General features: G+C 36.3%; 18 protein-coding genes. 11 read left to right on the top strand and 7 right to left on the bottom strand.

The window, feature by feature from the left end:
- Nucleotides 1-87 precede the first annotated feature (87 nt).
- The 3 genes from RI196_RS18190 to RI196_RS18180 are packed head-to-tail and all read left to right on the top strand — an operon-like array spanning nt 88 to nt 2,517.
- Nucleotides 88-810 (top strand): ABC transporter ATP-binding protein, encoded by a 723-nt coding sequence (locus RI196_RS18190; protein WP_311066691.1) that lies wholly within the window; start codon nt 88-90, stop codon nt 808-810.
- Nucleotides 807-1,832 carry an ABC transporter permease gene (locus RI196_RS18185; protein WP_311066690.1) on the top strand — a complete coding sequence of 342 codons (1,026 nt, stop codon included), beginning with the start codon at nt 807-809 and terminating at the stop codon, nt 1,830-1,832. Before RI196_RS18190 ends, RI196_RS18185 begins: the two co-directional genes overlap by 4 nt.
- Nucleotides 1,833-1,863: 31 nt before the next feature.
- Nucleotides 1,864-2,517 carry a TetR/AcrR family transcriptional regulator gene (locus RI196_RS18180; protein ID WP_130156921.1) on the top strand — a complete coding sequence of 218 codons (654 nt, stop codon included), beginning with the start codon at nt 1,864-1,866 and terminating at the stop codon, nt 2,515-2,517.
- A gap of 216 nt (nt 2,518-2,733) precedes the next feature.
- Here the strand turns inward: RI196_RS18180 and RI196_RS18175 are convergent, their stop codons facing one another.
- Complete coding sequence (locus tag RI196_RS18175; RefSeq protein WP_066251483.1) at nt 2,734-3,483, bottom strand: DeoR/GlpR family DNA-binding transcription regulator; 750 nt, start codon at nt 3,481-3,483, stop codon at nt 2,734-2,736.
- Nucleotides 3,484-3,654: 171 nt separating this feature from the next.
- On the opposite strand from RI196_RS18175, the gene RI196_RS18170 reads away from it, so the two are divergent.
- From RI196_RS18170 to RI196_RS18150, 5 genes are all read left to right on the top strand, one after another.
- Nucleotides 3,655-4,350: a ribulose-phosphate 3-epimerase gene (locus RI196_RS18170; protein ID WP_066251481.1), complete on the top strand. Its 696-nt coding sequence runs from the start codon at nt 3,655-3,657 to the stop codon at nt 4,348-4,350.
- Between the two features lie 14 nt (nt 4,351-4,364).
- Entirely contained in the window at nt 4,365-4,925 is a 561-nt protein-coding gene (gene hxlB / locus RI196_RS18165) for a 6-phospho-3-hexuloisomerase (RefSeq protein WP_066251479.1), read from the top strand.
- A 72-nt stretch (nt 4,926-4,997) separates the two neighbouring features.
- Nucleotides 4,998-6,155 (top strand): mannitol-1-phosphate 5-dehydrogenase, encoded by a 1,158-nt coding sequence (locus tag RI196_RS18160; RefSeq protein ID WP_144598301.1) that lies wholly within the window; start codon nt 4,998-5,000, stop codon nt 6,153-6,155.
- 33 nt (nt 6,156-6,188) lie between these two features.
- On the top strand, nt 6,189-6,626 hold the full coding sequence (locus RI196_RS18155) for a PTS sugar transporter subunit IIA (protein ID WP_066251473.1): 438 nt from the start codon (nt 6,189-6,191) through the stop codon (nt 6,624-6,626).
- A 102-nt stretch (nt 6,627-6,728) separates the two neighbouring features.
- Nucleotides 6,729-8,147, top strand: coding sequence for a PTS mannitol transporter subunit IIBC (locus RI196_RS18150; protein WP_066251470.1), 1,419 nt, complete (start codon nt 6,729-6,731; stop codon nt 8,145-8,147).
- Between the two features lie 939 nt (nt 8,148-9,086).
- On the opposite strand, the gene RI196_RS18145 is transcribed toward RI196_RS18150, so the two are convergent.
- Nucleotides 9,087-10,364: a cation:dicarboxylate symporter family transporter gene (locus tag RI196_RS18145; protein ID WP_066251467.1), complete on the bottom strand. Its 1,278-nt coding sequence runs from the start codon at nt 10,362-10,364 to the stop codon at nt 9,087-9,089.
- Nucleotides 10,365-10,647: 283 nt separating this feature from the next.
- On the opposite strand from RI196_RS18145, the gene RI196_RS18140 reads away from it, so the two are divergent.
- Both RI196_RS18140 and RI196_RS18135 read left to right on the top strand, forming a co-directional pair.
- Nucleotides 10,648-11,955, top strand: coding sequence for an ATP-binding protein (locus RI196_RS18140; RefSeq protein WP_375338773.1), 1,308 nt, complete (start codon nt 10,648-10,650; stop codon nt 11,953-11,955).
- 4 nt (nt 11,956-11,959) lie between these two features.
- Nucleotides 11,960-12,889, top strand: coding sequence for a response regulator (locus RI196_RS18135; protein WP_311066688.1), 930 nt, complete (start codon nt 11,960-11,962; stop codon nt 12,887-12,889).
- A 139-nt stretch (nt 12,890-13,028) separates the two neighbouring features.
- On the opposite strand, the gene RI196_RS18130 is transcribed toward RI196_RS18135, so the two are convergent.
- The gene (locus RI196_RS18130; protein WP_063388285.1) at nt 13,029-13,439 is read right to left on the bottom strand and encodes an Rrf2 family transcriptional regulator; all 411 of its coding nucleotides are present in this window, start codon (nt 13,437-13,439) and stop codon (nt 13,029-13,031) included.
- A gap of 184 nt (nt 13,440-13,623) precedes the next feature.
- Here RI196_RS18130 and RI196_RS18125 point away from each other — a divergent pair, with 184 nt between their 5' ends.
- Nucleotides 13,624-14,253 (top strand): NAD(P)-dependent oxidoreductase, encoded by a 630-nt coding sequence (locus RI196_RS18125; protein WP_094244775.1) that lies wholly within the window; start codon nt 13,624-13,626, stop codon nt 14,251-14,253.
- Between the two features lie 240 nt (nt 14,254-14,493).
- Here RI196_RS18125 and RI196_RS18120 read toward each other — a convergent pair whose 3' ends face one another.
- The 4 genes from RI196_RS18120 to RI196_RS18105 all read right to left on the bottom strand — a co-directional run bounded on the left by RI196_RS18120 (nt 14,494) and on the right by RI196_RS18105 (nt 18,954).
- Nucleotides 14,494-16,416 (bottom strand): ABC transporter permease, encoded by a 1,923-nt coding sequence (locus tag RI196_RS18120; protein WP_311066687.1) that lies wholly within the window; start codon nt 16,414-16,416, stop codon nt 14,494-14,496.
- Entirely contained in the window at nt 16,406-17,167 is a 762-nt protein-coding gene (locus tag RI196_RS18115) for an ABC transporter ATP-binding protein (RefSeq protein ID WP_117016894.1), read from the bottom strand. Before RI196_RS18115 ends, RI196_RS18120 begins: the two co-directional genes overlap by 11 nt.
- Before the next feature lie 94 nt (nt 17,168-17,261).
- On the bottom strand, nt 17,262-18,266 hold the full coding sequence (locus RI196_RS18110; RefSeq protein ID WP_063389122.1) for a sensor histidine kinase: 1,005 nt from the start codon (nt 18,264-18,266) through the stop codon (nt 17,262-17,264).
- Nucleotides 18,259-18,954 carry a response regulator transcription factor gene (locus RI196_RS18105; RefSeq protein WP_066251529.1) on the bottom strand — a complete coding sequence of 232 codons (696 nt, stop codon included), beginning with the start codon at nt 18,952-18,954 and terminating at the stop codon, nt 18,259-18,261. The genes RI196_RS18110 and RI196_RS18105 overlap by 8 nt, the downstream gene beginning before the upstream one ends.
- Nucleotides 18,955-19,213: the final 259 nt, after the last annotated feature.

The raw sequence follows: 19,213 nt of genomic DNA, 5'->3' as shown, positions 1-19,213 counted from the left end.
TGAGTGATTACTCACTTCACAAAATTCGTTTGCACAACTATAATGTATGTGAGTACTCACTCATTTTGTACGAAAGGAAGGGAAAAAATGGCCTCAATGATTATTGTCCGTAAAGCTGCGATTTCATTTGGGAAGGAAAAAGTGCTAAAAAATATTGATTTGGACGTAAATGAGGGAGAGATTTTCGGGCTTCTTGGTCCATCCGGCTCTGGGAAAACGACGTTGGTCAAAATGATCACAGGAATTTTAGAGGGAGATCAAGGAGAAATTTTTATCAAAGATCAAAAGGTTCCTTCACTCGAGCTAATGAAATCAATCGGTTATATGGCGCAATCGGATGCTCTTTATCAGGAGTTGACCGCGAAAGAAAACCTGGAATTTATAGCCGCTATTTACGGGCTAAAACGCCAAGAACGGAAGAAAGCGATTCAGGAAGTTTTGGAAATTGTCGATTTAACTGATCATATGGATAAAGTTGTCAAGGACTTTTCAGGTGGGATGAAAAGGCGGTTGTCTCTAGCTGCTTCGCTCATGCATAAACCGGATCTATTAATTTTAGACGAACCGACGGTTGGAATCGATCCAGTGCTTCGCCAATCGATATGGAGTGAATTAAGAAAACTAAAAAACAACGGGATGACCATTTTAGTTACGACACATGTCATGGATGAAGCGGAAAAGTGTGATCGTCTGGCCATGCTAAGAAACGGTTATATCATTGCTTGTGACACGCCGGAAAAGCTAAAAGAAAACCAAAAGGTCGATTCACTTGAAGAAGCATTTTTAGCATACGGGAGGAGTGAGAAATGAGAGTAGGAGCTGTTGTCATCCGAATTATAAGACAGCTGTTAAGGGATAAACGGTCGATTGCTTTATTGATCTTTGCGCCGCTTTTAGTTATCACTCTTGTATGGCTTGTATTAGACGGCGACCCATACGAACCGAAAATAGCAGCAGAAAATATACCGGCGCCGCTTGAGCAAGTATTGCAAAATGAATTGGAGAAAGATGTTGTTCAAATGTCCGAAAGTGAAGCGAAGGAGGCTTTTCAAAAAGAGGATTTAGATGCATTTATAACGATAAAAAATCATGTTCCGTATGTTTTGCTGGAAGGAAGCGACCCGACAGCCAATTCAGCGGTTATGAAGGTGATTCAAACCGCCTTCAGCTCCCTGTCAGACCAAAAAAATATTCAGCCTGATGTCGAATATTATTATGGCTCTGACAAAATCAATCTTTTTGATCAGACGGGTTCAGTACTAATCGGTTTTTTTGTCTTTTTCTTTGTTTTTGTGCTAGGCGGTATTTCATTTTTGCGGGAAAGAACACAAGGAACATTAGAAAAATTGCTGTCGACGCCGATTAAAAGATGGGAGATTGTAACAGGCTATTTGCTAGGATTTGGCTTATTCACGATTATTCAATCGTTCGTTATTGTCACGTATTGCGTATATGTACTTGATATTTGGATGGCAGGGGATTTTTGGCAGCTGTTAGTAGTTACATTTTTATTAGCCATCACTGCGCTGGCGCTTGCTACCCTTTTATCAGCCTTTGCAAATAATGAGCTGCAAATCATGCAGTTTATTCCGATTGTCATCATTCCACAAGCATTTTTTTCGGGAATCTTTAACTTGGAGACATTGGCAGAGTGGTTGCAAGTGTTGAGTAAATTTATGCCGCTTACTTACGGAGCGGACGCCATTCAAGAAATCATGATTAAAGGAAAAGACTTGGTCGATCTTTGGCAGGATTTGCTAATATTGTTCGGCTTTGTGCTGCTTTTCTATGTCTTAAATATATTTGCATTGAAAAAACATCGCAGGTTATAACAATAAAAGAGAGAAATAAGGAGGAAAGTGTATGGACCAGAAAAATTTTATGGACGAGTTCATGAAGGCAGCGAATCAAGATTTAACGCCAAAGCAGGCAAAAATTCTTCAAGCGGCAGTCGAAATTTTCGCCGAAAAAGGGTATGCTGCGACATCCACGAGCGAAATTGCGAAAAGAGCCGGGGTAGCGGAAGGAACGATTTTTCGCCATTATAAAACAAAAAAAGATTTGCTGATATCCATCGTTTCACCGATCATTATAGAATTTGCCGTTCCCTTATTTGCTGAAAGGTTTATCAATGAAGTTTTCCAGGATCAACGACTTGATGATTTTGAAGATCTGTTAAGGAAAATCATCCGTAACCGCTATCAATTTGTCAAAAACAATGTCCCATTGTTAAAAATTTTTTTTCAGGAAATGGCGTTCCATGCAGAAATTCAAGAAAAATTTAGCGCGGTTTTTACTGAAAAAGTTTTGCCTCAGTTTATAAAAGTTGTCAACCATTTTAAACAAAACGGGCAAATAGGAGATTTTCCCACCGAGACTGTCATACGTTTAACGATTAACTCGATCGTTGGTTTTTTCATTACCCGCTTTTTGGTCATGCCGGATTATCCATGGGATGACGAGAAAGAAATAGAATACACGATCCAATTTATTCGGAACGGGTTAAAGGGGATTTGACGGCTTAATCAATCATCAAAGATACATGATTTTTTGCAGGATAGTCTGCCCTGAAGGAAGACTATCCTCTTTTAATTAAATTGGAATTAACCAAGCGGTCTTCGAAATTTAGCAATATAGTATATATTAGCAATACCAGCGGCTTGTTGAATCTTATTTCATTTACCCTCGTTTTTTCTCATCAAACTGCTGATTGTCAAATTTGTTAATGCATTATCAATCAACCACCACTACTTGTTGGCTGCCATATATCTTTTTAATGTTAGGACTAATATTTTCTGTTATTAAGTATGTTAAATCTTTAGTAGGACATACAATGTGATTGGAAACAGTGCTTAATTTATCAGATGTTGCCATCCCTAATATTTCAGAAGAGATGGAAGCCATTTTCCGCTTTACTAATGCTTCTGATAAGCTTGGGACGCTGATTCCTATATAAGGATCAATTTTGTAAATTCCCATGATATATAAATCTGCTCTCATATTACTTAAAGATTCGACAGTGTCTATTCCTAAATTAACCATTGATTGTTTGAATAAAGTTCCGCCGATCATAATAACATCAATATGTTGATGATTAGTCAGAGCCATAGCGATTGGCGGGCTGTTTGTAATGACGGTGGCTTTTAATGTTAAAGGTAATTGGTTTACTAGATGTAAATTAGTCGTTCCTCCATCAATTAATAAAACCATGTCTTCTTTTATAAAGGATAAAGCTTTTTTAGCTAATTTAATTTTAACTTCATTAAACATGTGCTGCCTTGTTGAAAAATCAACAACAGGAGGCCCTATCCTCAAGGCTCCGCTATGAACCCTTTTAATAAGTCCGCGGTTATCAAGCTCCTTTAAATCTCTTCGAATTGTATCCTCCGAAACTGACAAACGTTTACTTAAATCGCTTGCAATAACTTTATGTTCTTCATTTAAAATCTGCAAGATTTTTTGTTGACGTTCTTCCTTTAGCATAGTGACTTTACTCCTTTAAGTCTTTCTTATAGTTTATCATAATTTCAACAATTGATCAAAACGCATTCGCGCAAATAATGGCACAAAAACGCAAAAACATGCTTTACTTTTCATTATATGCGTTTTATAATAAAGGAAAACATGCAAACACATGCAAATGGAGGCACAAACATGCAAAACAATAAAAAAATAACGATTGCACCTTCTATAATGTGTGCTGACTTATGTAATTTAGAAAAAAGTGTAAAAGAAATTGAGAAAGAAGGACTGGATACTTTACATATTGATATTATAGATGGACACTTTAGCCCTAGTATGCCATTGGGAATAGATACTATTAAGCAATTACGAAAAATAACTGATATGAATTTTGATGTCCACATTATGTCCAATAATAATGAATTTTTTATACAAGAGATGATCAAAATTGATGTACAACAAATATCATTTCACTATGAAACGAGCACTCATATTGATCGATACATTAACTTAATAAAAAACAATGGAATTAAAGCAGGTTTAGCACTCAACCCAGCAACTCCCCTGTCTGTCCTGGATTATATTTTGCCGCAGTGCGATACCATTTTGTTAATGTTAATCAATCCAGGCTTTGCAACTGATGAAAATGAAAAGCAAGTTTCTTATGCAATAAAAAAAGTAGAAGATTTGGCGCGATTAATAAAAGAAAAAGAATTGGATACAAATATTGAGGTTGATGGCAGAGTATCTTTAGACACAATACCAAGCTTAGTAAAAGCTGGGGCCGACATACTAGTTGCCGGGAGTACAAGCTTATTTATTCGAGACAAAAGTTTAGCTGAGAATAAAAAAGCGATGGAAAAATGCATCATAGAAGGTTTATTGTGAAAAGAGGGGAAATAATGGTTAATTACTATGATATTGTAAAGGAAATTACAAACGAACTCACCACTACTTTAAACCAAATTGATATGAATGAAGTCAATAAATTGTTAATCGAGATAAAAAAAGCAGATAAAGTATTTTTTGTCGGGGTTGGAAGAGTTCTATTATCTTTGAAAGCTATCGCTAAACGATTAGCTCATCTTGGTATTAAAACTTATATTGTCGGCCAAATCACTGAGCCTGCAATAACTGAAAAAGACTTGTTGATAGTGGGATCGGGAAGCGGAGAAACGGCTTTTCCATTAATCATTGCAAAGAAGGCAAAGCAATTTAAAGCAAAAGTTGCTCATATAGGTGCAAATCCAAATAGCTCAATGAATGAGTATTCAGATTGTTTCGTAAGGATACCAGTAGGTACAAAACTACAGCTGCCAAATGAAGTGAAATCTGTACAACCAATGACAAGCTTATTTGAACAAAGCTTATTGTTATTAGGCGACGCGTTAGCCTTAATGATGATTAGAGAGCAAAATATTGATATGTCTAGTCTTTGGCAATATCACGCGAATTTAGAGTAAAAAGTTAATAGCTTCGCTGGATTGGATATTCTTTGATAAAGAGTTTTAAGTATTGTAAAGGGAGATAATATTATGCTAGCGTTGCATTTTGGTGCAGGGAATATAGGGAAAGGTTTAATTGGTTACTTATTAAACAAAACTGGGTATGAAGTTTGTTTCGTGGATATAAATCAAAAAACGGTTGATAAATTTAACAATTACAATAGTTATCAGGTTGAGATATTAGATGATAATCATACGATAGAGACTATCTCTCCGGTTTCAGCATTAAACAGTGTAACACAAGAAGAAGAAGTGATCAATGCTATTGTGAATGCAGATTTAATTACAACATCTGTCGGCATCAATAACATACCTAAAATTGCTAATATATTAGCTCAAGGCCTTTTGAAAAGAGCAAAAGAAAATAAAAAGAAGATCGACATTATCGCAAATGAAAATGCAATTAACGCTTCTTCCAGTTTGAAACGTGAGATAAAGAGATATGTTTCAAATAAAGAAATGGAAAATATATGTACTTTTGTTGGCTTTCCTAATTCAGCTATTGATCGCCTAGCTTTATCAAAACATAGCGAAGGGGGTGAGAGTGTTCTTGTAGAACCGTTCTATGAATGGATCATTAACAAATCAGAAATCGTTAATGCAGATTCGCCTATTATAAAAAACGCAATCTATGTTGAAGATTTACAGCCTTATATTGAAAGAAAATTATATTTAGTGAATATGGGTCATGCGGCAACTGCTTATATTGGGTTTTTAGCAGGAGAATCTACAATACAGAGCGCTTTGAGAAATGCAAAAATTGAACATCTTGTACGGGAAACGCTAAATGAAGCTTCCCAATATATTTTAAGGAAATTTAATATGGACCCAAAAGATATGAGTGATTTTATTGAAAGAATTATAAAGCGCTTTAAAAACAAAAATATTAGCGACTCGATTTTGCGAGTAGGAAGATCGCCGATTCGCAAACTGGGCTATAATGAACGATTAATTAAACCCACTAGAGAACTTTTTGATTTAGGACTTTCAATAGAATATTTATCAGTTGCCGTTGCTGCTGCATTTTTATTCGATAACCCTGATGATGAAGAGTCTGTAATTTTGCAAAACTACATTTGTGAAAATGGGATCGAACAAGCCATTTTACATTTTACAGAGTTAGAAAATAAAACAATTAGAGAAAAAATTAAAGAAATTTATTATCAACTAAAAATACAGAAATGGTAGTGTAAATAGAATCATGAAGAAAGGTGAAACGGTGTGTTAAGTGAATATTTAAAAGGTAATATAAATTTCTTGAATAGAGTATCTTCATGGGAGGAATCTATAAGAGTTGCTTCCGATCCTTTATTAAAAAAAGGTAATATTACTCCTAAATATATTCAAGATATGATTGATAATGTCAATAAAAATGGTCCATATATAGTAATTGTTCCGGGAATTGCCATGCCGCATGCAAGAAACGAAGGAGGAGTAATCAAAACAGGCATTTCTTTTTTGAAATTACAAAACAACGTGCAGTTCCCAGAGGGAAAAGAAGTGAATATTATTATCGTCTTAGCGGCTGAAGACAATTCAAGTCATTTAGGTTTGCTATCCGACTTATCTTCTATACTAATTGATGAAGATGTTGTAAATAAGTTTAGAAATTCAAGCAATGAAGAAGAAATAATGAATGTTATTAAAATGGTAGAATAAAAAATGTTTTTTTGATTAAATTTAAAATTTAAACATCTTTTTTTTTCAAAAAAGTATAGAAATTTCTTCTATAAATATTGATATGAAGAAAGGGTGTTATACATGGAAAATGTAATTAAAGCCAAAACCCCATCTTTTCGTGCACGCATCCAAGCTGTTGGAGGATTCTTGACCAATATGGTTTTGCCGAATATTGGAGCTTTTATTGCATGGGGGTTATTAACAGCTTTGTTTATACCTTCTGGCTGGTTTCCAAATGAGAATCTTGCTAGTATAGTTGATCCGGCAATCAAGTATTTATTGCCTTTGCTTTTAGCAAGCACAGGAGGGAGAATGGTTGCCGGCCAAAGGGGCGCTGTAATGGGTACCATCGGAGCCATAGGGCTAATAGTTGGATCCGATATACCAATGTTTTTAGGCGCGATGATTATTGGTCCTTTGGGAGGCTGGCTTATAAAGAAATTTGATAAATTGATAGATGGTAAAATACCTGCAGGATTTGAAATGATTGTTAATAACTTTTCAATTGGTATTTTAGGCTTCTTTCTAATGATTTTCTCCTTTTATTTTATAGGACCGGTTATTGAAGCGGCAAATAATGTTGTTTCATCCGCTATTAAATCTCTAGTGGATACAGGGTACTTACCATTATTATCTCTTATTAATGAGCCAGCTAAAGTATTGTTTTTAAATAACGTCATTGATCAAGGAATATATTATCCTTTAGGTATGCAAGAAACGCTTGAAGCAGGAAAATCAATTTACTTTACCGTTGCGTCAAACCCAGGACCTGGTCTTGGATTATTATTAGCTTTTAGCTTTTTCGGCAAAAAGGCTGCTAAGCGGACTGCTCCGGGTGCTATAATAATTCATTTCTTCGGAGGCATTCATGAGTTATACTTCCCATATGTATTAATGAAACCATTAACAATTTTAGCAATGATTGCCGGCGGGATGTCAGGTATTACAACTTTTTATCTTTTCGATGCGGGTCTTGTAGCTGGACCTAGTCCGGGATCCATAATATCTTATTTAGCTTTAACCCCTAAAGGTAATTTCCTAGGAATCATTTCAGGTGTAATCGTAGCTGCGGTAGTATCCTTCATCGTTACTGCAATAATATTAAAGTTTGATAAAAAAACAGATGAAGAAGATTTTACAAGTTCAATCGAAAAGTCAAAAGCAATGAAATCTGAAGGGAAACAAATTTTAAATCCATCTAATGAACTGTCTAATACAAAAATAAGTAAAATTTCATTTGCTTGCGATGCAGGTGCCGGCAGCAGTGCATTAGGTGCAACCACATTTAGAAAAAGACTGCAAAAAGCAAATATTGACGGTATTGAAGTAAAACATTATAGAATAGAGGATGTTCCAGAAGACACTGACATTATCGTCGTTCATAAAGATTTATTAGAAAGAGCAAGATTATCTCATAAAAACAAAAGAATTATCACTATAGAAAATTATATAGAAGATCCTAATTTATTAAAATTAATTGATGAATTAGGGAAAAGGTAAACAAATGGTTTTGTGTAATTGGAGATTCTTTGCTTGCAAACGTTATCAACAATTTTATAGATATTAGTATTAAAAAGAAAAATAATCATTAGGAGATTAGAGATATGAAAACAGTACTCCCTTGAGATTTAACTTTTGTGGACGTGGTGTTTTTGCAAATGGCGCAAATAAGGCAATGCTCACTTTTGCAATCGCGGACGGCTCACCACGTCCACTATTCAAAATTAGATTGAACAAAGGCCCTAACTTATATAAGTTAAATAGCCTAAGATACCATAAATTTAATTTACGGTTTTTCTAATCTGAAATGAATTGAAAGCAATGGAACTCCTGATTTATCTTTTTAAAAATATGTTCAAAGTTTTTTAAGTTTCTATCTCTCTAATAAACGAAGAAGTTGTTTTATGGTAATTTTGCAAAATTAAGCGATACACCAATTATTTCAGATTCGGCTATTGTGATTTTGTGTTGAAGACAACAAGAAAATAATAAACATCCGTCCACTATAAAATTATTAATTTTCACTTTTTCAAACGTGCCTATTTCTAAGTCTTTCTATATAATACTTGAATTTGGAAACAGTTTCAAGTTTTATTTAATAATCATTATAGGTGACACCTTTTTTTCGAGTTTGAGCTGTCTGCTTATTCCTGTGAAAAATCATTCTACATGCGAAAAGCTTTTTGGGAAAGAATTGCACTTTGGAACAAACAAAGATAAAGAAATAATAGGAAATGACAGAAATGATGGAAAATACGCTCTGTTTTTTCTTAACGTTTAACTATGTAGAAAACGATCAAGATCAGAAGTATCATCTTTTACGAATGAATCTAACAAAGCTGTTGAAATCATTATCTTCAATCTATAGCAAAAGCCGGAATGGTATCATAACCACTCCGGCTTTTTGATTGCAAAGTTTTTGGAATTATATCGGTTATATTAAGCTGCGGATTGCTTATTATTTTTAAAAGAATTGATATATGAAATAGCTTTTTCAACATCGAACTGACCTTCCCATTTAGACATAACGACAGCGGCTAATGAATTTCCAATGACATTGACCACTGTTCTAGCCATATCGAGAATACGGTCAATACCTGCGATAAATGCAAGACCTTCAGGCGGGATGCCTACTGCTCCCAGCGTAGCCAACAATACAACAAATGAAACGCCTGGAACGCCTGCAATTCCTTTTGAGGTCAACATTAATACTAGCACCAATGAAATTTGATCAGCGATGGACAAATCAATGCCATACATTTGTGCTATAAACAGTGCTGCTAATGCTTGGTATAGGGTTGAACCATCTAAGTTAAAGGAATAACCTGTTGGAATGACAAATGCTGTAATGGATTTTGGGCATCCAAATTTCTCCATTTTCTCCATTATTCTTGGCATAACTGTTTCTGAGCTTGAGGTTGAATAGGCAAGGATAAGCTCTTCTTTAAGTAAACGGATGATGTGAAAAATGTTTAGACCGACTAATTTTGCAACAAATCCAAGAACGACGACAACGAAGAATAACATTGTTCCATAGCCGACAATTACTAATTTACCCAACGGCACCAATGATTCGATACCGAATTTAGACACAGTCACACCGATAAGGGCAAACACACCAAATGGTGCAAATTTCATCACTTGGTTCGTCACCCAGAACATCGTTTCAGCTGTACCTTGGAAAAAGGCAATGATCGGTTTTCCACGCTCTCCGATGGCTGTGACTCCAAGTCCGAAAAATACAGAGAAGAAAATGATCGCCAGCATATTTCCTTCAACAAATGCCTGGAAAATGTTTGGTGGAACAATGTTGACAAATGTATCAGCTATTCCGTGGCTTTCAACTGCTTCTGCCGTATCGACATAACTATGAATATCTGTTTTCTCTAATGAGCTCATATCGACGCCGGAACCAGGCTGAAAAATGTTAGCTGCTAAAAGTCCGACAATAATGGCGACAGTTGTAATAATTTCAAAATACAAAATTGTTTTTCCGCCAAGCTTTCCGAGCTTTTTTGTATCACCTACACTTGCAATACCGACAATTAAGCTGGAAATAACAATTGGAATGACGATCATTTTAATTAATCGTAAAAATATATCCCCAATTGGCTGCAAAAATTTCGCAACATCTGGGTTACCATAAAAAATAGTACCAACAACAATACCTAGTACAAGACCTATTAAAATTTGCCAAGCCAAGCTTATTCTTTTCATCATAGCACCTCTTTTCTTTTATAATTGCCTCCAAAACGAATGGATGACAAAATTGATTATCATTATCTTTTAAATGATTACTCGTCGAAATAATAAGCTATAATAATTAGTAGAGTTGTTTGCGAGAGCGCTTACGAGTTATCTCATCTAATTTAAAATTGAAACTACAAGATCAGACGATAAATCTACAAAATTCTACAAATTGATTATTTACTTCGTTTTTAAAATTCTAACTTTTATTCAATTTTTTAAGAGGAACCATTATAACAAGGTTGTGGTAATATTGAACTTGCACTCTCTTGAAAAAAAAGAACTTCAATTATTGGTTGCAATGATCATTTTGGTTCCGCTCGCTGGCGAAATTAAATTTTATCCATTTAATGAAGTTTATCGGGTGAGTTTTGGACCTCCAACATTGTTTATTTTTTTATTGTGGCTGAGAAAGGTACCAGCTGTTATATGTGGTGTTCTTGCAGGCTTATCAATTGTGACATTTCGGGTTCTTCTCGATTTGATATCCCTTACATCTGTTGATTGGATGGCTTCCATTCATACAAATTCCCCTTATTTTTTCTATTACTTCACGTATGCGCTTGTTTTTTCTGTTTTAAGAATTCACCGATTTTACAATCGACCATGGGTGATCGGCCTTTTGGGGATTGTGATAGAATTGGCAGCCGGGATTGTCGAGCTACTCGCTGAAAATATTATGATTGGAACGGTAATGACTTTAGATGCCTTTAATAAAATTATGATTATTGCCATATTCCGAAGTTTTTTTGTGATCGGTTTATTTAGTATGATAAAATTGCATGAATCTAAGCTAAGGGAAGCGGAGATTCAAAAACGAAATGAACATATGATCATGCTTGTATCGAACCTTTACGAAGAGTCGGTGCTATTAAAAAAATCCGTTCAAGATGCTGAGGAAATTACGAGGCAATCTTACAACCTGTATCAAAAATTGCAGGAGATCAGGAAAGGGAAGAAAAGGCTGTCGCTGGAGGAGCTTTCACGGCATGCCTTGAGGATTGCCGGCGAGGTTCATGAGATCAAAAAAGATAATCAACGCATTTTGTCTGGACTTTCAAAAGTAATTTCAGAAGAAAGCTCCCTTGATTATTTAGATGTCCGATCACTTTTATCAATCATTGTTCGAACACATGAGAAGTATGCTGAGCTGTTGGGGAAAAACATTGAATTCAGTATTGCATATAATGGGTCACATCCTGAGTATCATGTGTATACGTTTATTTCCATTGTGAATAACCTTGTCGCTAACGCAGTGGAGGCCATCAAAGGAACTGGCAGCATTGAGATTGCAGTGGAGCGGGAAAATGATTGGCTCCAAATACGCGTTCATGATGATGGTCCCGGAATTCCCGATCAATATAAAGATATTATTTTTAAACCAGGATTCACCTTGAAATTCGACAGCACGGGCAATTCATCAACAGGTATTGGGCTTTCATATGTGAAAGAATTGGCAGAAAAGCTTAACGGGGAAGTAAAATTTGAGCATCAGGAAGATAGCAAAGGGGCAACATTTATCGTTCGTCTGCCAATTGGAAATTTAACCCAGAAAAGGTGATTTTATGAGGTTTTTTATAATAGATGACGATGAGTCAATTCGTACTATGCTATGGCATATCATTGAAGACGAGGAACTTGGTGAAGTCGTCGGCGAAGCAGCAGACGGTGCTGATGTTAGCGGTGAATTTTTAAATTTGAAGAAAGTCGATATTTTATTAGTTGACCTGTTAATGCCCATTCAGGACGGCATTGAAACGATTAAGAAAATCAAGCCGATTTTTAAAGGAAAAATTGTTATGATATCGCAGGTGGAATCAAAGGATATGATCGGCCAAGCTTATGAATACGGAATCGAAAACTATATAACGAAGCCGATTAATAAAATTGAAGTATTGTCAATCTTAAAGAAGGTGATGGGTCATATACGTTTGGAAAAAACCATTCAGGATATCCATCACTCTTTATATAGTGTTATGAACGTTGATCATCTTCTAAAGCAAAATGTAAATCCTTATAAAGAAAATTCTCTTTCTGCCAGTGCACGATTCCTCCTTTCAGAACTAGGCATTGCCGGAGAAAGCGGCAGTAAAGATCTCATTGAAATCATGCAGTTTTTATATGATTACGAACAAGAGAAAACATTTGCCGGCGGATTTCCTTCATTAAAGGAGATATTTAGAAATATTGCGTTGAAGAAGCTTGGAGAAGCAGCCAGTGAAGAGGAGCTGAAAAGGGAAATTAAAGCGTCTGAACAACGTGTGCGAAGGGCGATCTATCATTCCTTGAACAACTTAGCGTCACTTGGGCTCACAGACTTCATCCATCCAAAGTTTGAAAATTACTCATCCAAATTTTTTGATTTCATTGCTGTTCGTCAAAAAATGGAGGAATTAAAAGCCGATCGGCCTGCAGCTGCATCGTCTATACGAATCAATACGAAAAAATTTATCCATGCTTTTTATTTTGAAATCAAGCACTTGATGGAGGAATAAAATCGATTTCAAAGATTCCCTGCATGCGTGCAAACTAATGAAAGTAAAAATGAATCATTCACCTTATTCAAAACAGCGAAACGGTCATAAGTGCCGAAAAAGAGGAAATAACTACAGCTTCATTTTTTATGGGCCATTCTTATTGTAAGAAATGGCCCATTACGTCTTTTAGGGATTGGCTGGACAGCTCGTCTTCCATCGCTTTTTGAACGCGCGTAAATGTGCTGTCCAGGGCGGATTGAATGTTTTTTCCAACGGGACAATTGGGGTTCGGATTTTCGTGAATAGCGAATAATTCATCTTTCGGTTCGACCGCTTTAAAAATATCCAAAAGTGTTATGTCTTCAGGGTTTTTTGTTAATTTTGCTCCGGTTCTGCCGGCATGGGAAGTTAATAGTCCCGCTTTCTTGAGCATGCTTGTAATTCGCCGGATCACCACGGGATTCGTGTTGACGCTTTTGGCAATAAATTCTGAAGACATATGCTCAAGGGGATTTGATGCTATTAAGATCATAATATGAATCGCCACTGCTAAACGGCTGTTAATCATAAGTTTCCACCACCATTTGTCACTATTTTAGTGACAAATTTGAAATTTTGTCAAACAGGTTGGCAGGCAATGATTTCCGGATGACAGCTTCAATCAATAAGTTGACAGGGATTTATATTTGTAACTATAATAGTTACATAAAATTTGTAACTGAATTGGTTACATAAAGGGAGGAAAATTGTTTATGAAAATTGCCGTTATTGGTGCAACGGGAAAAGCAGGAAGTTTAATAGTAAAGGAAGCAAAGGAACGAGGACATGATGTTACGGCTATTGTCCGCAATGCTTCTAAAGTGACTGATGTACCAGCTGTTGAAAAGGATATTTTCGATATTACATCAGAGGATATAAAAGATTTTGATGTTGTTGTAAATGCATTTGGCACTGCACCTGGTGAAGAGCATAAACATGTGGAAGCAGGAAAAGTATTAATCAATGCCTTGAAAGGAGCGCCTAATACGCGGCTTATTGTTGTAGGAGGAGCGGGCAGCCTGTTTGTCGATGAAGCGAAAACAACCCGCCTCTTTGATACGCCGGATTTTCCGAAAGAATATTTGCCGGTAGCGAAAAGCTCAGCTCAAAATTTGCAAGATCTTGAAAACTCTGAAGGGATTCAATGGACTTATATTAGCCCAGCTGCATTTTTTGATCCGCAAGGTCCGCGCACAGGTGAATATAAAGTTTCAGGCGATGTGCTTGCTGTCAACTCTGAAGGCCAAAGCTACATCAGTTATAGAGACTATGCGATAGCACTTGTAGATGAAATTGAAAACCGTAAGCACATTAATAAACGTTTTTCCGTCGTATCCAAATAAAAGCTTGATTGCCGAGCGGTGCAGATTTTCTTATTTTTTTACGGTTTGAGATTTGGGAGGATTTCGGGGGTTATTCATATAATGAAATATAAGCCTCAGACACCCTGTGGGGAGCTGAGGCTTATATTTTTCTATAAAGTTGAACAAACTACCCGTTTTTCACACGGGCGGTTTTTTTAAAAATAAAGAGGGGGTTCCCAAAAGTCAACTTATACTGACTTTTTGGACAGTTCCTTAATATTAAAGAGCCGCTTTTATTACTTTTTTATAATAAAGTACGGAGAGAAAGCCGAAAATCGAATACAAAGCTGTATATAGCAGCATGACGAGAATCATTGGCGTCCAGAGCTCTGTGCCGAATAAAAACCATCCGGATTGAACGGCAAAGTAGCTGTGGAAAAGTCCGATGATCAAAGGAATCCCAAAATTAAAAGCTTGTTTGGCTTGAACTCCTTTGAGCAAGTCGCCTTGTGTGAAGCCGAGTTTTCTTAAAATGGTATAATTTAGCTTTTCATCTTCGCTCTCATCCATTTGTTTGAAATAAAGAATGCAGCCGGATGTAATCAGAAAAGTTAAACCTAAAAAGCCGACAATAAACATGCTGAGCCCCATAGATCGTTTTTGATTGCTGCTCATGGCGAGCCGTGAATCATGATTGCCGCTAAACGTCGTTTTTTGAAAGATTTCATTAGCTTCCTGTATTTTAGCTTCATCTTGAATATCAATTCCTATATGAACAGACGGTTTCATGTCCATGTCCTTTTGTAAACGGTCAAATATCGTTTCGTCGACAATGGCAACAGGCAGGCCGCCGCTTGTGAAAAAATAGGAAATGTAGTATTCCTTTTGTAACCCTAAATATTTTTGCGGTATGACTTCGTGCCGGCCTTTTAATTCGATTTGACCGGAACTTTTCAGCGGCATAAACTTCTGCATCATATCGTTATACCCTGCAAAAAGAGTTTCATCTGGAGACAGATTGATCTTTTCTACATCGTCGTCACTAATGATTGGGAGAGTCATGGATGCCGGGTCAACTTTCATTTCCTTCAGCTTTGTATCTAATATTTTTTCCATATTGATGTTTGCGTGGATCACATCAATCATTTTTTCACTGTATGGAATGTGATGCGCATGTAATGCTTCTTTAAAATGCTTTGCATCTTCCGCATTCGTCAGAGCAAAATCGGCGGCAACATAATTTTCAGCGGATTTTTCCGATGAATAGTAGGAAATATAACTTAAAGATAACAATCCGATGGCAAGAGCAGAGACGGTTGTAATGATCGTTAATAATAAAGCATTTGACTTCATTCGGAACATAATCGATGAAAGAGATAGTACCTCATGAATATTTAAATAACCATCCTTCTTTTTTCTAATGAGATAAAAAATAAAGCTGACAGACCCTTTATAAAATAAATAGGTTCCGATAATGACAGATCCTAGTATAAAGATCATCGCAAGGAATAGCTCATTCATCGTAGTAAAATCGCCGCCAAATAACTTAGACGAAATATAGTAGCCTATAATGATGAAGAATATGCCGAGAATCCCGATAATCATTTCCAACAGGGATACTTTTTTTACTTCTGTAGTGGAAGCAACTTTAAATAAAGATAAAATGTTCTGCTTTTTAATAAATACGTAATTCAACAGCATGATACAAAGATAAATCGCACTAAAAACGATCACTGTTTGGATCAAAGCATTAGGTGAAAAAGTAAGCGTTGCAATGGCATTGACGCCGGTAATTTTAAACAAAATCATAATGAATAATTTGGAGCTGGAAAATCCAATAAAGACTCCAATGAATAATGAGCTGAAATAAATGATAAAATTCTCAGCCGTAAGAATGCGGAATATTTTCCCTTTTGTCATGCCGATTAATTGAAGCAAGCCAATTTCTTTACTGCGCCGTTTAATGAAGATGTTATTGGCATACAAGAGAAAGACAGTCACAATGACAATCAATAATACGGATGCAGTTCGAATGGCAGCAGCCCCTTTAATCGAGCCTTTTGTTGCATCCATTGACGGATCATATTGCAATGTGACAAACGCGAAATAAAGGGCTACTGTAAACATTAAGGCAAATACATATAAATAGTAGTTTTTCAGATTTTTTTTCAAATTACGGAAAATCAGCTGATTAATGCTCATTTTGCACCCCGCCTAATACCCCTTGGGTTTTCATAATATGCTGAAAGAACGTTTGTCTTGTTTCTTCCCCTTTTATTAATTGGGTATAAATTTGTCCGTCTTTTATAAAAATGACCCTGCTTGAGAAGCTTGCTGCAACCGGATCGTGGGTGACCATAACAATGGTGGCTTTTCGTTTTTGATTTAATTTTTGCAGCTTGTTTAATAGATCAGATGCCGACTTTGAATCAAGAGCGCCTGTTGGTTCGTCGGCGAAAATAATGCTCGGCTCATGAATAAATGCCCTTGCTGCTGAAGTGCGCTGTTTTTGGCCGCCGGAAATTTCATTCGGATATTTGTCTTTGATCTCATAAATTCCTAGTTCTGTCGCTAGTTCATTAAATTTTTGCTCCGCGTCTTTTTTTGCTGTTTTTGTAATGGATAAAGGCAGCAGGACGTTTTCTTTCACTGTTAGTGTATCGAGCAAATTGTATTCTTGAAAGATGAATCCTAAATGTCTTTTGCGGAATTCAGCCAGTTGTTTTTCTTTCATGCTTACAATGTCTTTTCCTTCTATTTTGATCGTTCCTTGGCTGACTTGATCAATTGAGGATAGAACATTGAGCAATGTTGTTTTCCCTGAGCCGGATGCCCCCATGATGCTGACGAATTCTCCCTTTTCGACACGAATGTCCAATCCCTTTAACACTTCTTGTTTATTAAATTTGTTTCCATAGCTTTTGTAAATTTTTGTTGCCTCTAAAATATACATATCGCGTCCCTCCTTGATATTTTTATCATAATCGTCCTTCTTGTATTTTTCCTTCGATTCAGCGAACAAAATGAAAAAGCATGTGACAAAATTGTCACATGCTTGTAATGCGGACAAATTCATTTTTCTTTGGAAAGGTTAAGGTAACAGTCGTTCCTTCTCCAAGCTTTGACTCTACTTTAATATCTATCAGCAATGTTTCGGCGGCTTTTTTCGCCAAGTATAATCCCATGCCTGTTGAGGCATTGTCCTGATGTGCGGTCGTGGATGTGAAGCCTTTGTCAAAAATGCGCGGCAGATCCTTCGGGTCAATGCCACGGCCAAAATCCTTCACTTTGATCATTGTTTGATCATTTTGCCGATAGCTTTGAATGATGATATCGGATGAATCGCTGTATTTTACCGCATTTGTTAACAGCTGTCTCATGATAAAGGCGAGCCATTTCGCATCGCTTAGCACTTCGGCAGCCTCTAGCTCGACCTCAAACCCAATTCCTTTTTGCATACACCATGATTGCAAAGCTTTTATCTCTTTGAAAATGAGTGGTTCCAGTGCAACATTTTCAATATATAAATCATTTTCCATGAAAGGAATCCGTTTTTGATGAAGCTGCTGGTCAAGCAGCAGATGAATGCGCAGCCATTCATATGTCAATTGTGCTTTGATAACTTCATCATCTAATCGTTCAATGATTAAATGCATCGCTGTCAGCGGTGTTTTAACTTCATGAATCCATGACAGCAATTCATCTTTTTCCTGCTCGAGCGCAATTCGATTTTGCGAAGCCTCTTGTTTCAAAAGCTTCGTTTGGTTTATTATCCGCTGTTCAATCATTTTTTCAAAAGGGCTTTCAGCATTCGCTATACTTGTTAAATCAAGGCTGTTTTCCCATCCTTCCAAGCTTTTATAAAACTTTGTTTCTTTATTGTAGCGGATGATGACAAAAATGAAAAAAATAATCATCAATAAAAAGACAATATAGAGAACGGACTTTAATGAAATGGTTGAATCAAGATAAGAAATAAAAAGGATAAACAGCTGCATGAATAAAAAGAGAAGGATCCAGCTCTTTCTTTCAATAATATATTTTTTAATCATATACGGCTGCCTCTTCCTTTGCCATGTAGCCTTGGCCGACTTTCGTTTCAATAAAGCGTCCCAACCCGAGCTCATCCAATTTTTTTCGCAAACGATTGACATTGACCGTTAAGGTATTATCGCTGACAAAGCGCTCATCCTCCCACAGGCTTTTGATTAATTCTGTCCGGCTGACGATTTTGTTTTTCTTCTCAAGCAAATGCTTTAATATCAATAGTTCATTTTTAGTTAGTTCAATTGTTCCTTTATCATTTGTGACCGTATTGTTCTCATAATCGACCGTCGCCCCGCACCATGCCTTCAGCTTCATTCGTTCTGTATTATAGTTGTATACTCGGCGGAGAATTGCTTGTATTTTTGCGATAAGCACCTCGAAATGAAACGGTTTTTGTATAAAATCATCCGCTCCAAGCTGCATTGACATCACCATATCGGTCGGGTGATCCCGCGATGATAAAAAAATAATCGGAACGTTGGAATGGGAGCGGATCATTCGGCACCAATGAAATCCATCAAACTTTGGCAGCTGAATATCAATGATGACCAAATCAGGCTTGATGGCTGTAAATTCTTCAATCACTTTTCCAAAGTCAGTAATGCCGTATACATCATAAGACCATTGTAATAACCGTTCTTTTATTTCATGAAACAGGGTGGTGTCATCCTCAATCAGCAAAATTTTAAACAATGCTTTCACCACACTTTTTTCACTTATGTTTGTTAGACTTTTTCCCGCTGTCCTATATTGTGCATGATTGAGCGGATAGCGGTGTTTTTTTGCGATTTTTCTATAATTGATTGTATAAATCATTTTCCGGCTTTCTGAAGATTGCTGTTCCCGAGGGAAAAAAATGATCTTTGCCCTTATTATAATTGATTTTACAAGGTAATTGAAACGGTTTAATGTTGCGATGAGCCGTTTTTCAACTCGTTTAAGAGTTTTAAAG

Source organism: Aeribacillus composti, from assembly GCF_031760945.1.
Classification (GTDB): Bacteria; Bacillota; Bacilli; order Bacillales; family Aeribacillaceae; genus Aeribacillus; species Aeribacillus composti.
This window is presented reverse-complemented; position numbering and strand designations above follow the sequence as displayed.